This is a genomic window from Pseudomonas sp. (assembly GCF_036404235.1).
Lineage (GTDB): Bacteria > Pseudomonadota > Gammaproteobacteria > Pseudomonadales > Pseudomonadaceae > Aquipseudomonas.
This window is the reverse complement of record NZ_DASWOT010000026.1, coordinates 1-20,006: the sequence shown is the minus strand read 5'-3', so window position 1 is coordinate 20,006 and position 20,006 is coordinate 1. Positions and strand designations below refer to the sequence as shown.

The following is a 20,006-nucleotide window of genomic DNA, read 5'->3' as shown; positions in this document are numbered from 1 at the left end:
TACTCAACCTCGCCACGTTCACCGGCAATGCCGCCGTCAAAGTCGGCACATGGCCTTTCATCACGGCAGGACAACGGGTATGGCTTCGCCTTGAAGGCCGTACCCCAACGGGTGGCGTCCATGTGATCACATTGCTGGACGCCAGCGAATTGACCGGCGCTCCAGTCGGGCTCGACCAACCCGTGCTGCGAACTGAACTGGAAAAACTCGGCCAGGACACCCCGTTGCGCGTGCTCTGCAATGTGGCCTTCGATGGTGTCGCCAATGAGGCTGGCGCAATTGTCTTTCCAGAGACCGTTTACCAATTCAAGCTGCACTACGACTGGGAACCGCCACGGATTATCAGCGTCCGTGATTCCAAGGGAGAGGTCGCCAACGGGGGGAGTACATACGACACGCACGTGACCCTCACCGGCACGGGGACCATACTGTCGCAGGTTGAACTGTTCGATGGCACGACGTCCTACGGCAAAACAACGACCAACGCTTCCGGGGACTGGACGCACGAACTGAGCGCACTGGCCCCTAAACACTACGCCCTCACCGCCCATGCACTGGATGGTAGCGGACAGGTCTCCACTCCCCGCACGCTTGAAATACAGGAGAACCCAACGCCTGAGATCACCAACGTGATCGACTCCCTTGGCGCAGTTCCCAACAACGGCAGCACGGTGGATACCAGTGTCGCGGTGTCTGGCCGCTGCGCCCCGGACCAGCAGATAGAGTTTTTCGATGGCACCGTCTCCAAAGGCACGGCCACCGCTGACGGCACCCGTGTATGGAAGTTGTCTGTTACTGGGTTGTCGATAGCCACTCATGTATTCAAGGCAAAAGCGTTGTACGCCACTGGAGATGAGTCACAACCGTGGACTATCAAAGTAGCAGCCTCCGTCAACCCCTTGATCACCAGCATCAAAGATGCCAAAGGGGTCGATATCCCGCCAGCAGGCTTCACTGTCGACACCGCCGTCGTGGTGACAGGCGAGGCCAATCCGAATCTAAGTGTGGAGATCTTCGACGGCACTGTTTCAAAAGGCACTGTCGCCGCCAATGCTTCAGGCGTCTGGAGTTTGAATATCACGGGGCTGAGTGTGGCAGCCCATGCGATCAAGGCCAAGGCGCTGTACGGCAGTAACCCTGAGTCTGCGGTACGCAGTTTTACCGTTGTCGCGGTTGTGCCGCCAAGCATTGTGAGCGTCATCGATGCCGCTGGAAAACCGGTCAGCAGCGGATCATCGACCTATGCCAGCCGCCTCACCCTCTCAGGTCAAGCCTCCATCAATCAACAGATTGAAGTGTTGGACGGCACCGCCTCAAAAGGTGTGGCAACGGCAAATGGTACGGGAGTCTGGACACGAGAAGCCTCTGGGCTGGCAGTCGGCAGTCATGCGTTTACGGCCAAGGCGTTGTATGGAGCGGGAGTGGCTTCGGCGGTGTGGAGCGTGACCGTCAAGCAAGAAATAACGCCCACGCTCAGCAGCGTGAAGGACTCCAAGGGAGAAGTTGCCAATGGCGGGACAACCACCGATACCGCAGTCACGGCCTCTGGCAAGGCAGCAGGCAGCGAACAGGTCGAAGTGTTTGATGGAGCGTCGTCGAAGGGAAAAGTCACCGCAACCACTGCCGGTGATTGGACTCACCCCCTGACCGGGTTGGCCCTCGGTGCCCACAGCATCAAGGCGGTGGCGCAATATGGGAGTGGATCGGCGTCAAACGTGCGCACGCTTACTGTCGTCTCACCGATACCGCCGTTTGTGCTGGACCCTTCGACGGTCACGTTGAGCGGTAAGTTTTATCGGCCTGGTCGAAATCTCGGGATTGATCCTCCGGCATGGCCCGCCAACACGTCGACGACGAGGGTTCCGAGCAGCGGAAAAGCACCTTACTCATATCATTCAAGCAATCCGTCGGTGGTAAGAGTTAATCAGAATGGGGTAATTACTTCACAGGGCAATGGTAGTGCAACGATTACGGTCCAAGACAGCGCCGGACGCTCTGGAAGTTATCAGGTGAACGTCTCAGGCGTAATCATTGTTCGTTTCCTGGGCAATGCGCCCTATAAGCGTGCAGTCAATAATGCGAGTGCCAATGGACTACGTATTCCCAACCTTAATGAACTCCGGGAAATGTATAGTCAGTACGGTGGAAGGTGGCCGCAAGACGAGGCAAGACTCTACTCTTGGTCCACTGACCGCTCGGGGCTCTGGAGGAATATGGGCAAAAATCTGGTGACCGGCCAGGAAGCGGCTATGGAATCGTATGACGATTGGCACGGCGCTGCCGAGGCCAACGCAATCTGAAAGCGGCCAAGCACTCGCGCATCAAAATGGCACCGATGCGCGAGTGCTGATTTAACAAATTACCAGCTATACCGAACCCCAACATTGGCCCCGAACGGCTGCTCGATGTTTTCACCCTTGGCGTAATCGAAATCCGCATGCAACTGCAAACGCTCGGACAACGCCACCGCGACACCCGCCCCTAACTCGCCCCGCGATCCGGACAAGTCGTTATTGAAAACATTGTTGTTGACTTGCACTTCGTTGTTCTTGGCAAACTCATGCGCCCCTGCGATACGCACATAAGGTTGCGCGATACTGCCGTTGCTCAAGGTAAAGTTACGGCCCGCTGTCACGCCCACTTTCCCTAACAAAGAACGCGTGCGATCACCTTCGGCTTCCATCCCGTTATCCAGCCCGTAGTCTTTGCCCTGGATGATCACGGCGGAAAGCTGCGTGTAAGGTTCGACGAAGTAACCGTCGTCCAGCTTGATATGGCGACCGAATTCCACCGAACCGCCCACGCCGGAAGTGTCGTAGTCACCTTTGGAGCGCGCGCCATCGCTCATGCTGACTTTGGAGTCGTTACGGAAGCGGTTGAGTTTCAACACGCCATCAAAGTAGTAACCGCTGTCCTGATCCATCCAGGTGGTATAGGCGCCCAGGTATGTACTTCTGACGGTGCCCGAAGTGCCACGATCCAAGTCCAGATCCGACTTGCTGTAACCGGCCAGCACCCCGATCAACCATTGCCCGTCACCGAACGGCAGCGGCGCATCGGCACCCAGGGATATCCCTTGTTGGTTTTGCTGATAACCGGTGCCAGAGGCGTCTGCCACGTTGTACTTGTTGCCGTAGGTGCGTACCCAGCCGCCTGCCTGCCCGCCATTGAAACGCAATTCACCCATGCGGCTGCGCAACGAAGTCAACTCGCCGTACCACACGGTTGGCGCCGTATTGAACAAGGCCAACACCGAACGAGTGCCGGGGCTGATGGTTTTGCTGGACGGGTCCAGGTACCAGTCAGTGCCACCGGCGCCGTTGGCCGTCGACGCCAATCCGTAGGACCATGTACCGACGTCTACCGGACCATTCACTAACCCAAACACCGCGTCGCCTGAAGCCGTTTGCACAACGGTTATCGGCGAAGCAGCCAGTGGATCGGTGCCTGATCCTGCGATCAACAGTTCATGAGTCCCTGTTGCAATACCGGTAACGTTCAAGGTGTCGTGCTGATTGGTCTGGTAATCGACGTCCATCACGAACGTGCCGTTGCCCGACAGATTGCCGACATCGAGCTGATAGAACTCATTGGCTGCGCCGAACTTCACTGCGCCGCCACTCATCACCAACGAGTTGATGCTGTTGGAGGCCACCATGTTCCAGGCAGAAGAAGCCCCAATGGTCGCGCTGTCGACGTTGACCAGATTCCCAGTGAACGCCGAGTTGTTCGCCAGCGACACAACGCCTGCGCCGTCGTTTGAGGTGATATTACCTGTCATCGAGCTGGCATCGAGGCTGACACTGTTGCTGTTCACATTGCCGGTGAGTGCTGAACCGTTATTCAAAGACACAACACCTGCGGCACTTGCCGAGGTGACATTGCCGGTAATGGCGCTCGCATCCAGATTGACCGAATCGATGCCAGTCACGTCGCCAGTGAGCGCAGAGCCGTTATTCAACGACACAACACCTGCGGCACTTGCCGAGGTGACATTGCCGATAATGGCGCTCGCATCCAGATTGACCGAATCGATACCAGTCACGTCGCCAGTGAGCGCAGAGCCGTTGTTCAACGCCAATGTGCCAGTACTGGTGGCATCCGCCGAGACGTTACCGATCAATCGGCCCTGATTGAAGGTCAGGTTCGCCGTACTGTTATTGGAGATATCGATATTGCCGGTCACCTCACTGCCTTGCAGCAAAACGTTCGCAGTAGCGGTGTTGGTGACTTCCAGGGCATTGCCGTTGCCCCCGGTGAGGGTCGTGCCGTTGAGCAGGTTGAGATTGGCTACCAATCCCCCGCCCTGGCCGTTGAGCAGAATCGCGGCACCGCTTGCGCCCTCGACATGAGTGCCTTCGACATTGAGGGTTCCCGCCCTCACATTAGCAACGTCCGCCCGGTAAAGAATGCCGTTCAGGCCGCCGCTGACCGTACTGTTGCGAAGCGTAATGTCCGAGCCAAACCCTCGAACACCATAGCTGTTGGCGCCTGTGCCCGTAATCACCGTCCCAGTGGCGTCGAGCGAGCTGCCGAAGGAGAGCGATACGCCTCCGATCGCACCGCTGACCGCGCCGCCATTGATCAGGAATGAACTGCCCGGACCGGTAGCAAGCTGCGTGCCGAATAGTCCGAGGCCGTTTGCACTGGTGACGGTGGTGTCGGTCAAGATTGCCGAGCCGCCGCCGAGTTGAAAGGCGTTTGACCCACTGCTCGCTATGATGCTGGCACCCGTGATGTTAGCCACTGAGCCAGCGGCACTTAGATTGATACTTTGGGTTGAGCTTCCCGCATTGAGATTGAGGATGCTCCCCGCACCTCCGCCAGAGATTCCCAGAGCCTGGCCGCCGCTGTTTACAGTCAGGGTAGAGCCTGAACCGATGCTCCAGCCTTCAGGCGTATCGCCCTGGCTGACGACCGCAGATTCACCGGGTAACAACACGCCTCCCCGAGCGGCAGCACTGATGCACAGCGCAAGGGATATAAATGTTGAGGGTTTGAAGTACCGCGAGAACATGCAACCTGATTCAGCCATGACCAGCTCCTTGGAAATAAACGCCATTCCCACGGAGCTACCGATAAGCGCCGAAGGATAAGGGCGCGAAGAGTACATTCTTCAATCTTCTGTCTATGTAGGACCTTTCCTGTCTTGCTGAGCGTAGCTTCTTACAATGTATATTAACGACCACTCATCGCTCAAAAGAGCCGCAGACTTACCCAACAGTAAGGCCGTACTCCACAGCCTTACTGTTGGGTGAGCCACTCCATGAAGTTGACACGTTCAATTATCGATAAGCGCCTGGGTGCTGTTGTTGTTTGGTTGTGGCCGCAGCAACGCAGCTCACAATCAAACGGCAATAGACCCTGGGTGCTCAACAGCTGCAACTGGTCGCATTTAAACCGCGGCGCGAATTGGGTCGGCAAACGCCTGCTGCATCCATTGCTGCTGCCCGAATCAGAATCGTCCCTTGCATTGGCGGCGTGGTGTCCGATTCGTACGTCAATGTAATCGACCCGTTCCTGTCCACAGGAAGGATGTAGTCATCGAATGGCTGAACGATGACCTCAAACCCGGCAGTGGCTTCGGCGGGTGTGATCGTTTTTTTGAACACTTGTGGCGTGCCCGCCGGTACTTGCCCAAACTTGTCGGTGAAGCAGCTCCATGTGAACGTCAGTTCTTCACCGCCGCTGAGCAACGGAGCATTACCGGGGATGTTGACGACAACATGCTGATCCGCGCCAATGAATGAAGTGCAGTTAAGAATTGGCGAACCATCCGAAGCAGTGCCTGCATTAGGAAACTCGGGAAGCGCAAGTTCGATCGGCAAGGCCGCGCTCACATCTACCAGGGTTGGGACGCATGACTCGATATTACCGGTGCCGTTGACCAGGCCGACGGTATAGAACACCGGCACTTCGGTGCTGCTGGGCAAATCCTTGATGTCGTCCCAGGCCACGGTGAATGTATACGGGTCACCCGGATTACCAGTAACCGGGCTGAGTTTTCCGACCTGGCTGTCCGGTGAGCTCCAGTACAAGATCATCTGCTCACCCGTCCCGATGGGGGTGTACAGGTCGACCGTCACCTCGACCGGAAGGTCAGCGTCATCTGGATTCAGCACGTTGTCGGTGGGCGTAGCGCCCGTGCCCTTAACCGTGACTCTAGGCAGGTTGACGTTTACCGGGTCCGGCCGGTCAGGGTTAACCGGGCCAGGTACAAAAAAGTCGACATCAATGTTTGCCACCTCAGAGGCAAACTCTTTGTTACCACGCTTGACCACGTAACTGACGGGGGTAGAGACCACGCCCGTCCCCGCGCCATAGGCCTCTTTCAATATCAAGTCGTACAACACGGTCAGCGTCATCGGATCCTGAGCAGATGTAATCTCATGGGTAACCTTGTTGCTCGCCGTCCCCCAGGTGAGTTCGACCTTGTCATGTTCCAGCCAGTTCAGGTAGAGGTCGATTTCAACCAGATTTTCCCCCAGCGCAACGTCATTGAGGTTCAAAACGTTGTCATCAGCGATTCTGGGTACTCGGGGTGCTGCTAACGGCTCAACCGGCAAAGGATTGATGAACAGCCCGGTTGTTGCGTTATTAGACTCTGGCCCACGGTTCCCAACCTTGTCGAGCAGCCGGTAAGCGACGTAGATCAGCCCATCGAGCAGCCCATCGAAAGCAACGGTCGGTATTTTGATTTGACGATTAACGTCAAACTCACCGGTATGATTCGGGGTGGTAGGGCTGGTACCAGGGTTATGAACGTATATCTCCAGAGAGTCCCCCGGATTTTCGTCCTGATACAAAGGTATGACGATCTCCACTCCGCCATTGGTCGCCAGATAGTCACCGGAGACACCGTCGGAGACGACGGTTCCATCGACAAAACCCGGTGCTATCGGGGATTGATTACCATTGGGCGGGGTTTTATCGATGATGAATTGAGCGGTGTCGGAGTCTGTAATGGTGCCGGCATCGATAGTGACGCGGTAACGTAGGTCGAATGTGCCCTCCTTTTCAAAATTGGTTTTGCTCAACGTCAAGGGCATTGGAAATTGGCTAGGATCTAGAGGGCCTGAAATCAAAATAGGCGACTGCGCGTCCTGCCAGTCACTGGAGGCCGAGGATTTCCATTGAAACAGTAGCGAATCCGTCTCTCCCGCCAGGGCGCTGTTAGGCCATTGGGCGATAAGGATTATCATGTCCTTTTCTTGATCCTCGCGAGGCACCAGACCTGCGAATTCCGTCTCGCCAGGCCACCAGTCCGGCGGCACCGGAGCAGCCAGCGCCAGCACGCCTGCACGGGTTTGCTTCTCTCTTTTCTGCTGATTGATAGTGCGCACCAGCGCGTTCGCGAGAACGTTGGGGTTTCTAGTTTGTGTGTTGCTCATCTCATTTCTCCTTGAGTCAATACGCGCCGTTCGAGCCCGACGCGCTCCTTGTTTACCTGCGTTACTTCCCTCTACCGCCACGCCCAAGTGCTCGAAACAAGCGCGCGAGAAAGCTACGGCCTTTACGACAAACGCTGCATCCGCCCTTGAGCTGAGGGGCAGACTGCGGTGCCAGCCTCACTGGCCCACATATCTCACCACTGGGCAATTGTCGGTTGATCTTCACCAGCCCTTCCTCGGAAGTGCCCGATTGCCCGCCGAACTTGGTCAAGCGGTAGCTGGCCAATGCCGAACCCTCGATGATGGGTTCGATATAAGGTATGAAGGGCTCGACCAGGATGTCCAGGTAACCGTCGGCCACGTTCTCGCGACTGATGTTCCTGGTAAACACGCCCTCCGTGCCGAGAATGGGGTCGTTGCCATTCAACGTGCGGTAGCCCTGCCAGTGCAGGCTGATCTGGTCCTGATACTCAAACAGATTGCGGACGAACTGGACCCTGACCCGAATGCCGTTCCAGGGCTCGTGGGCACAATGGATGTAGCCATAAATGGTTGCATCTGGAAACTCGGGCTCCGGAAGATCACCACCCGGTATCGGCTTGAGCGCTACCGTCGCCAGGGTTTCGCGGGAAAAGGTCTGGGTCTCGTTACCGGCGCGATCGCGGACTTTATAAGTCGCATAAAAATCGCCGTCCCGATCGGGCGCTCGAATGGCGCTGCCGGGCAGGTTGATGCGGATATCATCGGCATCGATTTGCGCCTGAGTCACCGGGGTGCTGGCAACAACGCCAGACATCGGCGGATTGCTCTGGGACCAGTAGAGATCGACGACATCGCCATCTTTTGCATCCAGATACACGGGACTTGGCAGTCGCAGTTCTACCTCGTCGTTATGGCTTGCCAGATAGGCTTCGTTAATCAGCCCGCCCGATAGATCAGCGGGTAACAGCAGGGCCAGCAACTGCTGGTTGTAACTGGGTGGGCGTGTATCGATGGTCACCGTACGGCGATCGGAGACAGCGCTAACACCGGTATCGGTAGTGACCTCATACCAGAGTTGGAACTGACCGTCCGGCTGCAAGAAGTTTTTGTCGACCAGCAGCGAAAAAGGAAACAGTCCCGGATCAATCGGTCCTGCAAAGCTGGAACTTGCCACTGGAGTGCCAACGGGGGCACTGCTCCAGAACAACTCCAGAATGTCGGTCTCTCCGGGATCAGCCGGTACTGGCCAGAGTGGGACCAACACTTTGAGATCGTTGACTTGCGTTCCGGTGGAAACGAGGCCGTCTGGATCATTCGGATCGATGATAGCCGGCACTTGAGGTGCCGGCAGACTGATCTTCGAAACGCGCCCTGTCCGCCACGTCAACGGCTGTGTTTTCCAATCCTTGGCCATGTTGTCCTCACCCTGTCCGATGAAGCGCTGTCAGCCGACAAGCCGACTTACACAGTGCTACAAGCCGTCATTGAGAACCCTTTCACCGGACTTGGCTACTGTCAGAAATGACAGTTTTGGTCACCGTCTGTCGGTTAGTGCGGCAGCTCTATCGGTCACACGAACAGCGAAAAAACGGCGTCACACCAGACTCTCATCAATCACCAGCACCACCTTGCCCGACACCTGATTGGTCGCAAGCTCGGCAAACGCGGCTTCTGCGTCCGTAATCGCAAAGCTGCGCGCCAGTTGCGGCTTGAGGCGGCCTTCGGTGAACAGCGGCCAGACGTGTTGCGCCAGGTCACTGAGCAAGTCGGCCTTGAACGGGTCATCGCGGGTGCGCAGGGTCGAGCCGAGAATTTGGATGCGTTTGCCCAACACCAGCGCCAGATCGAGTTCAGCCTTGCGCCCGCCCATTAAACCGATCAGTACCAAGCGGCCGTCGACAGCCAGCACTTTTAAATTCAGCGCGGCATAGTTGGCGCCCACCGGATCGAGAATGACGTTAAAAGGCCCAAAATCGCCCAGGCTTTCCAGGCTCTCGCCACGGATCACGCCACCTTGCGCACCCAATGCTTCGCAATACGCCAGACGCTCAGCCGAGCCGACGCTCACCCAGACCGGGTTACCGAACGCTTTGCAAAGCTGAATGGCAGCTGAACCAACTCCACTTGCCCCGGCATGCAATAACACTTTTTCGCCGGGTTTAAGGCCCGCCAGTTGGAACAGATTCAGCCACGCCGTTGCATAGACTTCCGGGATGCCTGCTGCTTCGACCAGCGATATGCCCTCGGGTACCGGTAAAACATGCCGCGCGTCGACGACCGCTTCTTCGGCCATCGCACCGCCCGCCAGCAGCGCACAGACGCGGTCTCCGACCTGCCACGAGGTGCCCGGCCCTACTTCGGCGATCACCCCGGAACACTCCATTCCGAGGATTTGCGTGACCCCTGGCGGTGGCGGATACAGCCCGGCGCGCTGCAACAAATCGGCTCGATTGAGCCCTGCCGCAGCCACCTTGATGCGGACTTGGCCGACATCGAGCACAGGTGATAGCTGTTCGCCCCATTCCACTTGACCTTCAACGCCTTGCAATGCTTTCACGGTGCCTCCATAGTGAGTTCTCGACTGAGCCCGATGTGCTGTACACATCGAGCTTTTTGCATTATGCGACCGGGTTGCGCATCAGGCTGTGTAAAAAAACGTCACGAGCGAAGGCAAGACAAGGCAAAAACAGGCGAAAAGCGGAGTTTAGTATTCTAAATGACCATTTCCCGACTGTTTTGAACGCAGCATTGCGTGCGTAACGCCGAAGGTGCCCAGCCTGTAGTAGTTTTTCACGGAGCCTGAGACGCAACCGGCGACTTCAAAGACGGCCTAATATGCGTTATCAATTGTCCCCGCGTCGAATCAGCATGAAGCATTTTTTACCCAGCACACTTGCGCTACTCATTGGCTTCAGTGTTTTGCCAATGTCTGCCAACACCTTTGCCGCCAACAGCTGGGATAACCTTCAGCCTGATCGTGACGAGGTGATAGCCAGCCTTAATGTAGTTGAACTGCTCAAACGGCATCACTACAGCAAGCCACCTCTGGATGACAAGCGCTCCGAGATCATCTATCAGAGCTACTTGAAACTGCTCGATCCGGCGCGCAGCTATTTTCTGGCCAGCGATATCGCTGAGTTCGACAAATGGCGCACGCAATTTGACGACTTCCTCAAGAGCGGCGATTTGCAACCGGGATTCGTTATCTACAAGCGCTATCTGGACCGCATCAAGTCGCGTCTGGATTTTGCCTTGGCCGAACTGAACCAGGGCGTCGACAAGATTGATCTGACCACCAAGGAAACCTTGCTGGTCGATCGCAAGGATGCCCCTTGGCCCAAGAACGAAGCCGAACTGGACGATCTCTGGCGCAAACGCGTCAAGGATGAAGTCCTGCGCCTGAAGATCGCGGGTAAAGACCCGGCCAAGATCCAGGAAACCCTGACCAAGCGCTACAAGAACCAATTGTCGCGCCTGGCCCAGACCCGCAGCGAAGACATCTTCCAGGCGTACATCAACACCTTCGCCATGTCTTATGATCCGCACACCAATTACCTGTCGCCTGACAGCGCGGAAAACTTCGACATCAACATGAGCCTGTCGCTGGAAGGCATCGGCGCTGTGTTGCAGAGCGATAACGACAACGTCAAGATCGTGCGCCTGGTGCCGGCAGGTCCTGCGGCCAAAACCAAGCAGGTCGCCCCAGCTGACAAGATCGTCGGCGTCGCCCAGGGCGACAAGGAAATGGTCGACGTGATCGGCTGGCGTCTGGACGAAGTGGTCAAGCTGATTCGGGGTCCGAAGGGCTCGGTGGTACGTCTGGAAGTGATTCCTGCCAGTAACGGCCCGAACGACCAGACCAGCAAAATCGTTGCCATCACCCGCGAAGCAGTGAAGCTTGAAGAACAGGCCGCGAAAAAGTCGATCCTGCACCTGAATCAGGATGGCAAGGACTACAAGCTGGGCGTCATTGAAGTTCCGGCCTTCTATCTGGACTTCAAGGCCTACCGCGCTGGCGACCCGGAATACAAGTCCACCACCCGCGACGTGAAGAAACTGCTGACCGAGCTGCAAAGCGACAAAGTCGATGGCGTGGTCATCGATCTGCGTAACAACGGCGGCGGTTCGTTGCAGGAAGCCACCGAGCTGACCAGTCTGTTCATCGACAACGGTCCGACCGTGCTGGTGCGTAACGCCGACGGCAAGGTGGACGTGCTTGAAGACGAAAACAGCGGCGCGTTCTACAAAGGCCCAATGGCCTTGCTGGTGAACCGTCTTTCGGCATCTGCTTCGGAGATTTTTGCCGGCGCCATGCAGGACTACCACCGCGCATTGATCATTGGTGGTCAGACCTTCGGCAAAGGCACCGTGCAGACCATCCAACCGCTGAACCACGGCGAGCTGAAACTGACCCTGGCCAAGTTCTACCGCGTCTCCGGTCAAAGCACTCAGCATCAGGGCGTGCTGCCTGACATCGCGTATCCATCGATCATCGACACCAAGGAAATCGGTGAAAGCGCGCTACCAGAAGCCATGGCCTACGACACCATCAAGCCTGCGATCAAACCTGCGGTCGACCCGTTCAGGCCGTTCCTGGCGCAGCTTCAGTCACGCCATGAGGTGCGCTCGGCGAAAGACGCCGAGTTCGTATTCATCGAAGACAAACTTGCGCTGGCCAAAAAGCTGATGAGCGAGAAAACCGTCAGCCTCAATGAAAGTGTGCGTCGTACCGAACACTCCGACCTTGAGAGTCAGCAACTGAGCATGGAAAACATCCGCCGCAAGGCCAAGGGTGAAGAACCGCTCAAAGAGCTGAAGAAAGAAGACGAAGACGCACTGCCGGTTGAAGATGACAAAACCAAACCCGAAGACGACGCGTACCTGGCAGAAACCGGGCGTATCCTCATTGACTATCTGGGCTTGAGCGCCAGCGTGGCAAAGAAGTAAAACCGTAAGGATGGGTGATCAAGTCAAGGTTCATGAAATAGATGGCGATGTAATAGCAACCATCATCAAACAGTCATGAATCTGTCGTGAAATAAAGGGGCTCGGCGCCACAGCGCCAAGCCCCTTTTTCTTGCCCCGGGATTGCCATGACCGTCACTGAACAGCTGAGCGCACTGAGTTCAATTTTGGCTCGTGGCGACTTGTACAGCTTGTTTCAACCGATTGTGTCGCTATCGGATCGACGTATTCTCGGCTACGAAGCCTTGACTCGCGGCCCCTCCAACAGCTCACTGCATTCGCCTGTCAGCCTGTTCACCGTCGCCCGCCAGGCCGGTCGCTTGAGCGAACTGGAACTGGCCTGTCGCGACTCGGCGTGCCGACGTTTCAGCCAGCAGAAACTTGAGGGCAAGCTGTTCCTGAACATCTCGCCCGAATCACTGCTGGAAGTCTCGCACCCACCAGGGCGTACCCTGCAGTTGCTGGAAAGCTACGGTATTGCGCCGAGCCAGGTAGTGATCGAGTTGACCGAGCAGACGCCCACCGATGACTTCGGTTTGTTGTACAACGCGCTGCACCATTATCGCGACATGGGCTTTTCCATTGCCCTGGACGATTTGGGTGCAGGCTATTCGAGCTTGCGGCTGTGGTCTGAGCTGCGCCCGGATTACGTGAAGATCGACCGGCACTTCATCGACGGCATTCATCAGGATGCAGTAAAGCGCGAGTTCGTCGGCTCCATGCTGCAAATGGCCAAGGCCTCGCGCGCGACGGTGATCGCCGAAGGCATCGAGTTGCAAGAAGAGCTGTCGGTACTGATCGACATGGGCGTGGATCTGGTCCAGGGCTATTTGCTTTGCCGTCCCCAGGAATATCCGCCGCGTGATGCCCATGCCCTTCTGCCCAAGGCCGATGCCAGCACCGCGATCCTAAACGAGGAAGGGTGCGATCTCAGCGCTCTGCTCAACGAGCAACCTGCTGTGTTGCAATCCACGCCAACCGCCAGTGTGCTGGAGGCCTTCCGCAAACAAGCCAACCTCAATTCGCTGGCGGTGCTCGATGAGCAGCAACAGCCCGTCGGCATTGTCCACAGGCACTCTCTGTCGGAGGTGCTGCTGCAACCGTTTGCAACCGAGATTTATGCGCGCAAGCCGATCAGCCGCCTGATGAGCGACGATTTTCTCGCGGTGGAGTTGACTCAGTCGCTGCAACAAGTCAGCCGCTTGATCACCAGCCGTGCGCGGCAACGGATCGAGGAAGATTTCATCATCATGCAAAACGGGACCTACCTGGGCCTGGGTCGGGTAATCGATGTGCTCAAGCTGATCACCGAACTGAAGATCCAGCAGGCGCGCTATGCCAATCCACTGACGCTGCTACCGGGCAACGTGCCTATCCAGCAATGCCTGACCCGACTGTTGCAGCAAGGTCGCGAGTCAATGATCTGCTACGTCGATATCGATAGCTTTAAACCCTTTAACGACATCTATGGCTATGGCCGTGGCGACGAGGTGTTGCTGTGCCTGGCGCAATGCCTGAACGATCGCATCGACCCGAGCCGGGACTTTGTCGGGCACATCGGTGGCGATGATTTTCTGATGGTGCTGGGCTCGGATGATTGGCGAAAACGGCTGAATATACTGCTAGAGGATTTCCAGAATCAGTGCCGCCGCTTTTATCGCGCGGAGCATCTGCAAGCAGGCTGTTTTGTGGCACTCAATCGTCAGGGCCAGCGAGAGGAGTTCGCGCTGCTGTCGCTGTCTATTGGTGTCGTGCATCTGCACCCGGATGTCTGTTCGATGCTGGATGCCAGCCAGTTGGCGGAACTGGCCTCACAGGCAAAGCATTACGCCAAGGATGTGAGCGGCGCGAGCGTGCATGTGATTGATACCAAAGAGGCAGTCACAAGCTTCATGTTGCAAGCCTCAAGCTAGAGCGAAGACTCAAGCTTGCGACTGTTTTTCTTGCGCGTATTCGAACTCAAACACCCGTACCACTTCCGAAGCATGCCATGAGGCGGCTGCCACGCCATCGGACGGGCCGGAAAATCTTCCCAGGCGCTCGGCGCACTCAAAAAAACCGGTACGCGGTAGGCGGCTCGCGCCCTGACTGATCACCAGCGAACTGCGCAAGGGCTGTTCAGATTTCGCGTCGATGGCGGCAAGGTGTTCAAGCGCAGCGGTAAGGGTGAGCATCGCCGGGGTCGGCAACTGCAAACGCTCAAGCAACGCGCGATACGTCACCAGATGTCGCTGACGTCGCGCCAGGTCCAGCTCAGCCAGCAACGCTTCCCATTGCTGACGGCTGATTCTCACGCTCATGACTCACCTCGCCAGCCAGGTACACCCAGTTCCCATGCCAGGCTGCGCCTGATCGCTGCATCTGGTTGCCGCGTGCCGTTTTCAATCAGCTCCAGGTACGACGGGCTGATGCCGACGGTTCGCGCCAATTGCGTAATTTCCAATCCCTTAGCCTGACGCAATGGCCCCAGTTGATCGAACCCTGGCAAGTCATCTTCGGCACCCGCAGAAACAGCAACAGGCGGCCCAATACCCGCGTTATCCTGAGCATCGGCTAAGCCGGCAGCCTGTATCAGCGCCTGATATCGGGCCCATGGCAGCACTGCGTATTCTGGCTCTCCATCACGAGAAATGACCTGCAGATCCATACAACCCCCTGTGGGACAGCAACTTATTGCAAGTAGGCTTTTTCTTTTCTGATGGCATCTTAACAGCGGATCGACACAAACACAGAACTGCATCGACAGAGACTCAATCCCTGGGCTTTTCCTGCTCAAGAAGCTTGGGCGTGGCAGGCAAGCGCTCAACCACCGCCAGCTTTTCTGGACTCTGCCTGGCTCGCCATGCACGAAACGCATTGAGTTCAGCGTCCAGGCTTTTCATTACCCACGCCAGCACAGCGATATCGTCGAGCATGCCCAGCCCAGGAATCCAGTCAGGAATGGCATCCAGCGGGCTGAGAAAATACATCAACCCCGCCACCACCGACACAATTGCCTTGAGGCTTATCGCACGATACTCGCCGCGCCAATAAGCCAGACACAGCGCTTGCAGCAATTTCAGGTCATCCTTGAGCTTGCCGAGGCGATTGCCTTCGCCAGCGCCCTTGCGCGCGACCGCAAACAACAATGCCGGCAAACGACCAGCCGCCAAAAGACGCTGAGCCATCGGCAGATAACGGAGTAGATTCCAGGGTGCTTTCATGGTCACTCCAAGGTGCCGTTAAAGTAAGCCGCTGAGTAAACCACACACCCCAGCGGGGGTGCGGCGCACGCGCTAAAGGTTATCCACACAAATTGTGGATAACCTTGTGAACAGAGCCGTTTTTTGGCGCTGAAACGTCCGTTCTATCGGCTCTTGGCTTAAATCGCGCGTTTTTTACTCACACAAATAAACGCAAAAAATCATTGACTTGAGCAGGTCAGGACACTAATCCCTCGCGTCCTGCGACGCTTATCGAATCATCTGACGAATCAGCCCGACGATGCCGCAGACGATATTGGGACTCTGTGTAACAGACTCCGTTCGATTTGATAACCGCACCCAAAAAAATGCCCCGTAAAAACGGGGCATTTTTTCAAGCAATAATCAGCGAATCGATTATTTCTTGGCCGCAGGCTTGGCCGGGGCGGTTTCTTCTTCGTCGTCGGTTGCCGCAGCACTTGCAGCGCCATCGTTGGCCGCAGCGGCTGCAGGGTCTTTGATACCCAACAGTTCCAGGTCAAAAACCAGTACCGAGTTCGCGGGGATCATCGGGCTTGGACTCTGCGCGCCGTAGGCCAGATCGCTAGGAATATAGAGCTTGACCTTCTCACCGACGTGCATCAGTTGCAGGCCTTCAACCCAACCCGGAATCACGCCACTCACCGGCAGATCGATCGGGCTACCGCGCTCTACCGAGCTGTCGAACACTTTGCCGTCAGTCAGCTTGCCTTCGTAGTGAACGGTCACTACGTCAGTCGGCTTAGGCTGCGGGCCATCGGCTTTCTTGACGATTTCGTATTGCAGGCCGGAAGCCGTGGTGGTGACTTCCTTACGCTTGCCGTTTTCTTCGAGGAACTTCTTGCCAGCCGTTGCCGACTCTTCGCTCATCTTGGCCATGCGCTCTTCGGCACGCTTTTGCAGGGCTGCGAAGGCTTCAACCAGTTCGTCGTCTTTAAGTTTCTGTTCTTTCTTGCCAACGGCGTCTTCGATGCCCAGCGCTACCGCTTTGGAATCCAGATCGTCCATACCTTCCTGAGCCAGGCTTTTGCCCATGTTCAGACCGATACCGTAGGAGGCTTTTTGCGCCGGAGTTTTCAGCTCGACGGTGCTGGCTTGCTTATCGCAACCTGCGAGTACCAGACCGACCAGGGCTATCGCCGCTGCCAACCGATGCTGTTTCATGCTAATTCCTTGTTCATGCGCCAATAGGGCAAACGAGTAAAGCCGCGAGCTTATCAGGCCGCCGCGATCAATGGCTACCGGCATGAGAGGGAGAAAAGCAAGATAAGTTCAGGTATCCAAAGGTTTTCTCGTTTGATCGGGAACCTCGTTCAGCTCGAGTTCAGGCGATACGCAAAAAAAACCATCGCTGGACCTGCTTGCGATAGAGCAACCAACGCAGGAGATGCCGCGATTGTTCCCGTTTTCGCAATAAAGCACTTTTGCTTAGCCCATTTGTGCCCGTTTCGTCCGTCAGTTTGCCGGTACATTAAAGCCTTCCGGGCACCACAGCCCGACCTAAAAAAAACACATCCAGCCCGCTGCCGAACCTGCCTATCATCTGGAGTCTGCACCATGAGCGTTAACAGTATCCGCGCGCTACAACTGGCGAGCCTGGCTCTTTTGACCGGCGCTGCCAGCCTGGCCTTCGCCGAAGACATCACCTTTGTCTCTCAGGGCGGGGCTTATCAAGAAGCACAAAGCAAAGCGATTCTTGAACCTGCAGCGAAAAAGCTCGGCCTGACCTTGAAGCAGGACAGCTCGCCCAAAGCCTATCCGATCATCAAGACCCAGATCGAAAGTGGCAACGTCAGTTGGGACGTCGTCGATTTGCCCACCGGCGACTGTATTCGCGGCGAACAGGAAGGCTTGTTCGAGAAGCTCGACTTATCGCTGATCCCTAACGCCGCTCAATTGCCGGCGGACCTGAAAGACGACTATAGCGTCGGCTATATCAGTTATTCCACCGTGCTGGCTTACCGCACCGATGCCTTCAAAAACAAAGCGGCGCCCCAGACCTGGGCGGACTTCTGGGACACCCGGAAATTCCCCGGCCAGCGCTCGCTGCGCAACCTGCCACGCCCGACCCTGGAAATCGCCTTGATGGCCGATGGCGTACCCGCAGACAAGCTGTATCCGCTGGACGTAGATCGTGCGTTCAAGAAGCTTGAAGAAATCAAACCGCACATCACCACCTGGTGGACCTCAGGGGGTCAGTCCGCGCAGCTTATCAGCGACGGAGAAGTGGACATGATTCAGGCCTGGAATGGTCGTATCACCGCCGTGCAAGCAGATGGCGCACCTGTGGCCTTCGATTACAACCAGGGCGTACTGGAAACCAACTCGCTGTGCGTACTCAAAGGCTCGCCACACAAAGTTGCGGCGATGAAGTTCGTCAACGAAGCCATTGATGCCAGGTTGCAAGCCGCACTGCCGATGATCATCGATTACGGCCCGCTCAACCCGCAAGCGTACAAGACGGGGATCATTTCGCCAGATCGCGTCGCCAAATTGCCTTCTGCACCCGAGAACATCTCGCGTCAGGCGCTGCTGTCAGCCAAATGGTGGGCATCGCAAGACGGTGTAAAAGCAGAGGAGCGCTGGCTGGCGTTCGTTCAGAAGAAGTAAATACTTCGGCGTTTTAGGGGCGCGCCCGGTCTGGGCGCGCCCCGCGATGTTCAGCCCTATCCCCCACAAGGCCACACTGGCTACCTCGGCGCAGGACATGCCGTCAGCCCCCCCTATTTCGCAATAAACCACTTCGCCGCAGGCCATTTACGACCGCTTCATTTTCCGGCATCTCGGTACAGTTAGGGCTGCAAGGTCCCGCAGCACGGCCTACAACAAATACGTCACGCTCGCTTCCAGAAATCTGCCCACCCTCGGGAGTCTTCACATGACAACACGCACGCAACGCGCTTTTCATTTCGCGAGCCTGATGATCCGTTACGACAAGACCCGTGATGCCAGCCTTGGCTGGACACCGTCCAGCCACAAGCAGTGACGGGAGTTCGACATGTCCAATGCATATCTTGCCAAAGCCCTGCCTGAATCCAGTAACGACCAGCACCAGCCGCCGCTCACCAACAGCCAGGCGCTGGCCCGCGAGGAGCGCAGGGAACACACCTCGATGCTGTTGCTGCTCATGCCGGCGCTGGTCATGGTGGTCGTGCTGCTGATCCTGCCGATGTGTTGGCTAGCGTTTCAATCGGTGCAGACTGAAGAGGGCTTCTCCCTTGCCAATTACGCGCGCATCTTTCAAGAGCGCATTTACTGGGACACCTTCGCACTCACCTTCAAGATCAGCTTCATGGTCACCGTTCTATCGATCTTCATGGGTTTCCCCATCGCCTATGCCGCCTCCAGGATGCACGGCTTCTGGGCCAACCTGATTCTGATCTGCGTGATCATTCCATTCTGGACCAGCGTGCTGGTACGGTCCTACGCCTGGCTGGTGTTGCTGCAACGCCGGGGGCTGGTCAACCAGACGCTCATCGATCTGGGCATCATCGATCAACCCCTGAACCTGATGCACAACACCACAGGCACCGTGATCGGCACCTTGCACGTCATGCTGCCGTTCATGGTGCTGCCGCTGTATTCGGTGATGAAGAAGATCCCGCAGGACCTGATGCAAGCCTCTGAAAGCCTGGGCGCAAAACCCTTCTATACCTTCCGCCGAGTGTTCCTGCCGATGGCCGCGCCGGGGATCATGGCCGGTTCGATCCTGGTGTTCGTGATCTGCCTGGGCTTTTTCATCACCCCCGAATTGCTTGGCGGTGGCCGGACCATTCTTGTGTCGATGCTGGTGCAGCGCAACGTCGAGTTGTACCACGCCTGGGGCGCCGCGAGCGCAGTGGGTCTGGTGCTGCTGTTGGTGGTGTTCCTGATTTTCTGGGGCATCAACAAGTTCATTCCTATTGAACGCATCCTGGGAGCACGCTAAATGAAAATGCTTGCCAACCTGCGCCATGTCCGCCTCTCGCACATGCTCTTCACGGTGGTGGTGGCGGTGCTCCTGTTGTATCTGATCCTGCCGGTGCTGATCGTGGTGCCGATGTCGTTTTCCGAAGCCCGCTTCCTGCAGTTTCCGCCCAAGGAGTGGTCGCTGCGCTGGTATGAAGCATTTTTCCAGAGCGCCGAATGGATGTCGGCGGCCAGGGTCAGCCTGATCACGGCGTTGGTGACGACGGCGGTCAGCCTGCCGATCGGCATGGCGGCAGCGTACGCCATCAACAACTCCAGCCTGAAGGTAGTCCGCACGCTGCAGATCATTTTGCTGCTGCCCATGATGGTGCCGATCATCCTGATCGCAGCCGGGGTGTTTTTCGTCTACGCACGGGTTGGCTTGATCAGCACCATGACCGGTCTGATCCTGGCGCACATCATGCTGGCCTTGCCGTACGTGATCATTGCCCTACTGGCCGGGCTGCGTAATTTCGACATGTCTCAGGAGATGGTCGCT

14 protein-coding genes are annotated in these 20,006 nt (G+C 56.8%); 6 read left to right on the top strand and 8 right to left on the bottom strand.

Going from position 1 to position 20,006, the window contains the following annotated elements:
- A partial coding sequence (locus VGC62_RS03740) for a hypothetical protein (RefSeq protein ID WP_331185728.1) occupies positions 1-2,300 on the top strand: 2,300 nt, incomplete at its 5' end.
- A gap of 59 nt (positions 2,301-2,359) precedes the next feature.
- On the opposite strand, the gene VGC62_RS03735 is transcribed toward VGC62_RS03740, so the two are convergent.
- From VGC62_RS03735 to VGC62_RS03720, 4 genes are all read right to left on the bottom strand, one after another.
- The gene (locus VGC62_RS03735) at positions 2,360-5,035 is read right to left on the bottom strand and encodes an autotransporter outer membrane beta-barrel domain-containing protein (RefSeq protein ID WP_331185727.1); all 2,676 of its coding nucleotides are present in this window, start codon (positions 5,033-5,035) and stop codon (positions 2,360-2,362) included.
- Positions 5,036-5,372: 337 nt separating this feature from the next.
- On the bottom strand, positions 5,373-7,391 hold the full coding sequence (locus VGC62_RS03730) for a hypothetical protein (RefSeq protein ID WP_331185726.1): 2,019 nt from the start codon (positions 7,389-7,391) through the stop codon (positions 5,373-5,375).
- Between the two features lie 61 nt (positions 7,392-7,452).
- Positions 7,453-8,787 (bottom strand): hypothetical protein, encoded by a 1,335-nt coding sequence (locus tag VGC62_RS03725; RefSeq protein WP_331185725.1) that lies wholly within the window; start codon positions 8,785-8,787, stop codon positions 7,453-7,455.
- A 180-nt stretch (positions 8,788-8,967) separates the two neighbouring features.
- Positions 8,968-9,930 carry an NAD(P)H-quinone oxidoreductase gene (locus tag VGC62_RS03720; protein ID WP_331185724.1) on the bottom strand — a complete coding sequence of 321 codons (963 nt, stop codon included), beginning with the start codon at positions 9,928-9,930 and terminating at the stop codon, positions 8,968-8,970.
- A gap of 311 nt (positions 9,931-10,241) precedes the next feature.
- On the opposite strand from VGC62_RS03720, the gene VGC62_RS03715 reads away from it, so the two are divergent.
- Positions 10,242-12,320, top strand: a complete 2,079-nt coding sequence (locus tag VGC62_RS03715; protein ID WP_331185723.1) for a carboxy terminal-processing peptidase — start codon at positions 10,242-10,244, stop codon at positions 12,318-12,320.
- A gap of 146 nt (positions 12,321-12,466) precedes the next feature.
- Positions 12,467-14,251 carry a bifunctional diguanylate cyclase/phosphodiesterase gene (locus VGC62_RS03710; RefSeq protein ID WP_331185722.1) on the top strand — a complete coding sequence of 595 codons (1,785 nt, stop codon included), beginning with the start codon at positions 12,467-12,469 and terminating at the stop codon, positions 14,249-14,251.
- A gap of 9 nt (positions 14,252-14,260) precedes the next feature.
- Here the strand turns inward: VGC62_RS03710 and VGC62_RS03705 are convergent, their stop codons facing one another.
- The 4 genes from VGC62_RS03705 to VGC62_RS03690 all read right to left on the bottom strand — a co-directional run bounded on the left by VGC62_RS03705 (position 14,261) and on the right by VGC62_RS03690 (position 16,723).
- On the bottom strand, positions 14,261-14,638 hold the full coding sequence (locus VGC62_RS03705) for a hypothetical protein (protein WP_331185721.1): 378 nt from the start codon (positions 14,636-14,638) through the stop codon (positions 14,261-14,263).
- The gene (locus tag VGC62_RS03700; RefSeq protein WP_331185720.1) at positions 14,635-14,985 is read right to left on the bottom strand and encodes a helix-turn-helix transcriptional regulator; all 351 of its coding nucleotides are present in this window, start codon (positions 14,983-14,985) and stop codon (positions 14,635-14,637) included. The genes VGC62_RS03705 and VGC62_RS03700 overlap by 4 nt, the downstream gene beginning before the upstream one ends.
- 103 nt (positions 14,986-15,088) lie before the next feature.
- Positions 15,089-15,541, bottom strand: a complete 453-nt coding sequence (locus VGC62_RS03695) for a YkvA family protein (protein ID WP_331185719.1) — start codon at positions 15,539-15,541, stop codon at positions 15,089-15,091.
- Positions 15,542-15,937: 396 nt separating this feature from the next.
- Positions 15,938-16,723: an FKBP-type peptidyl-prolyl cis-trans isomerase gene (locus VGC62_RS03690; protein WP_331185718.1), complete on the bottom strand. Its 786-nt coding sequence runs from the start codon at positions 16,721-16,723 to the stop codon at positions 15,938-15,940.
- A 393-nt stretch (positions 16,724-17,116) separates the two neighbouring features.
- On the opposite strand from VGC62_RS03690, the gene VGC62_RS03685 reads away from it, so the two are divergent.
- From VGC62_RS03685 to VGC62_RS03675, 3 genes are all read left to right on the top strand, one after another.
- Positions 17,117-18,169: an ABC transporter substrate-binding protein gene (locus VGC62_RS03685; RefSeq protein ID WP_331185717.1), complete on the top strand. Its 1,053-nt coding sequence runs from the start codon at positions 17,117-17,119 to the stop codon at positions 18,167-18,169.
- Positions 18,170-18,557: 388 nt separating this feature from the next.
- Entirely contained in the window at positions 18,558-19,487 is a 930-nt protein-coding gene (locus tag VGC62_RS03680; protein ID WP_331185716.1) for an ABC transporter permease, read from the top strand.
- Positions 19,488-20,006, top strand: a 519-nt coding sequence (locus tag VGC62_RS03675) for an ABC transporter permease (protein ID WP_331185715.1), incomplete at its 3' end; no start/stop codon positions are given. It lies immediately after the preceding gene.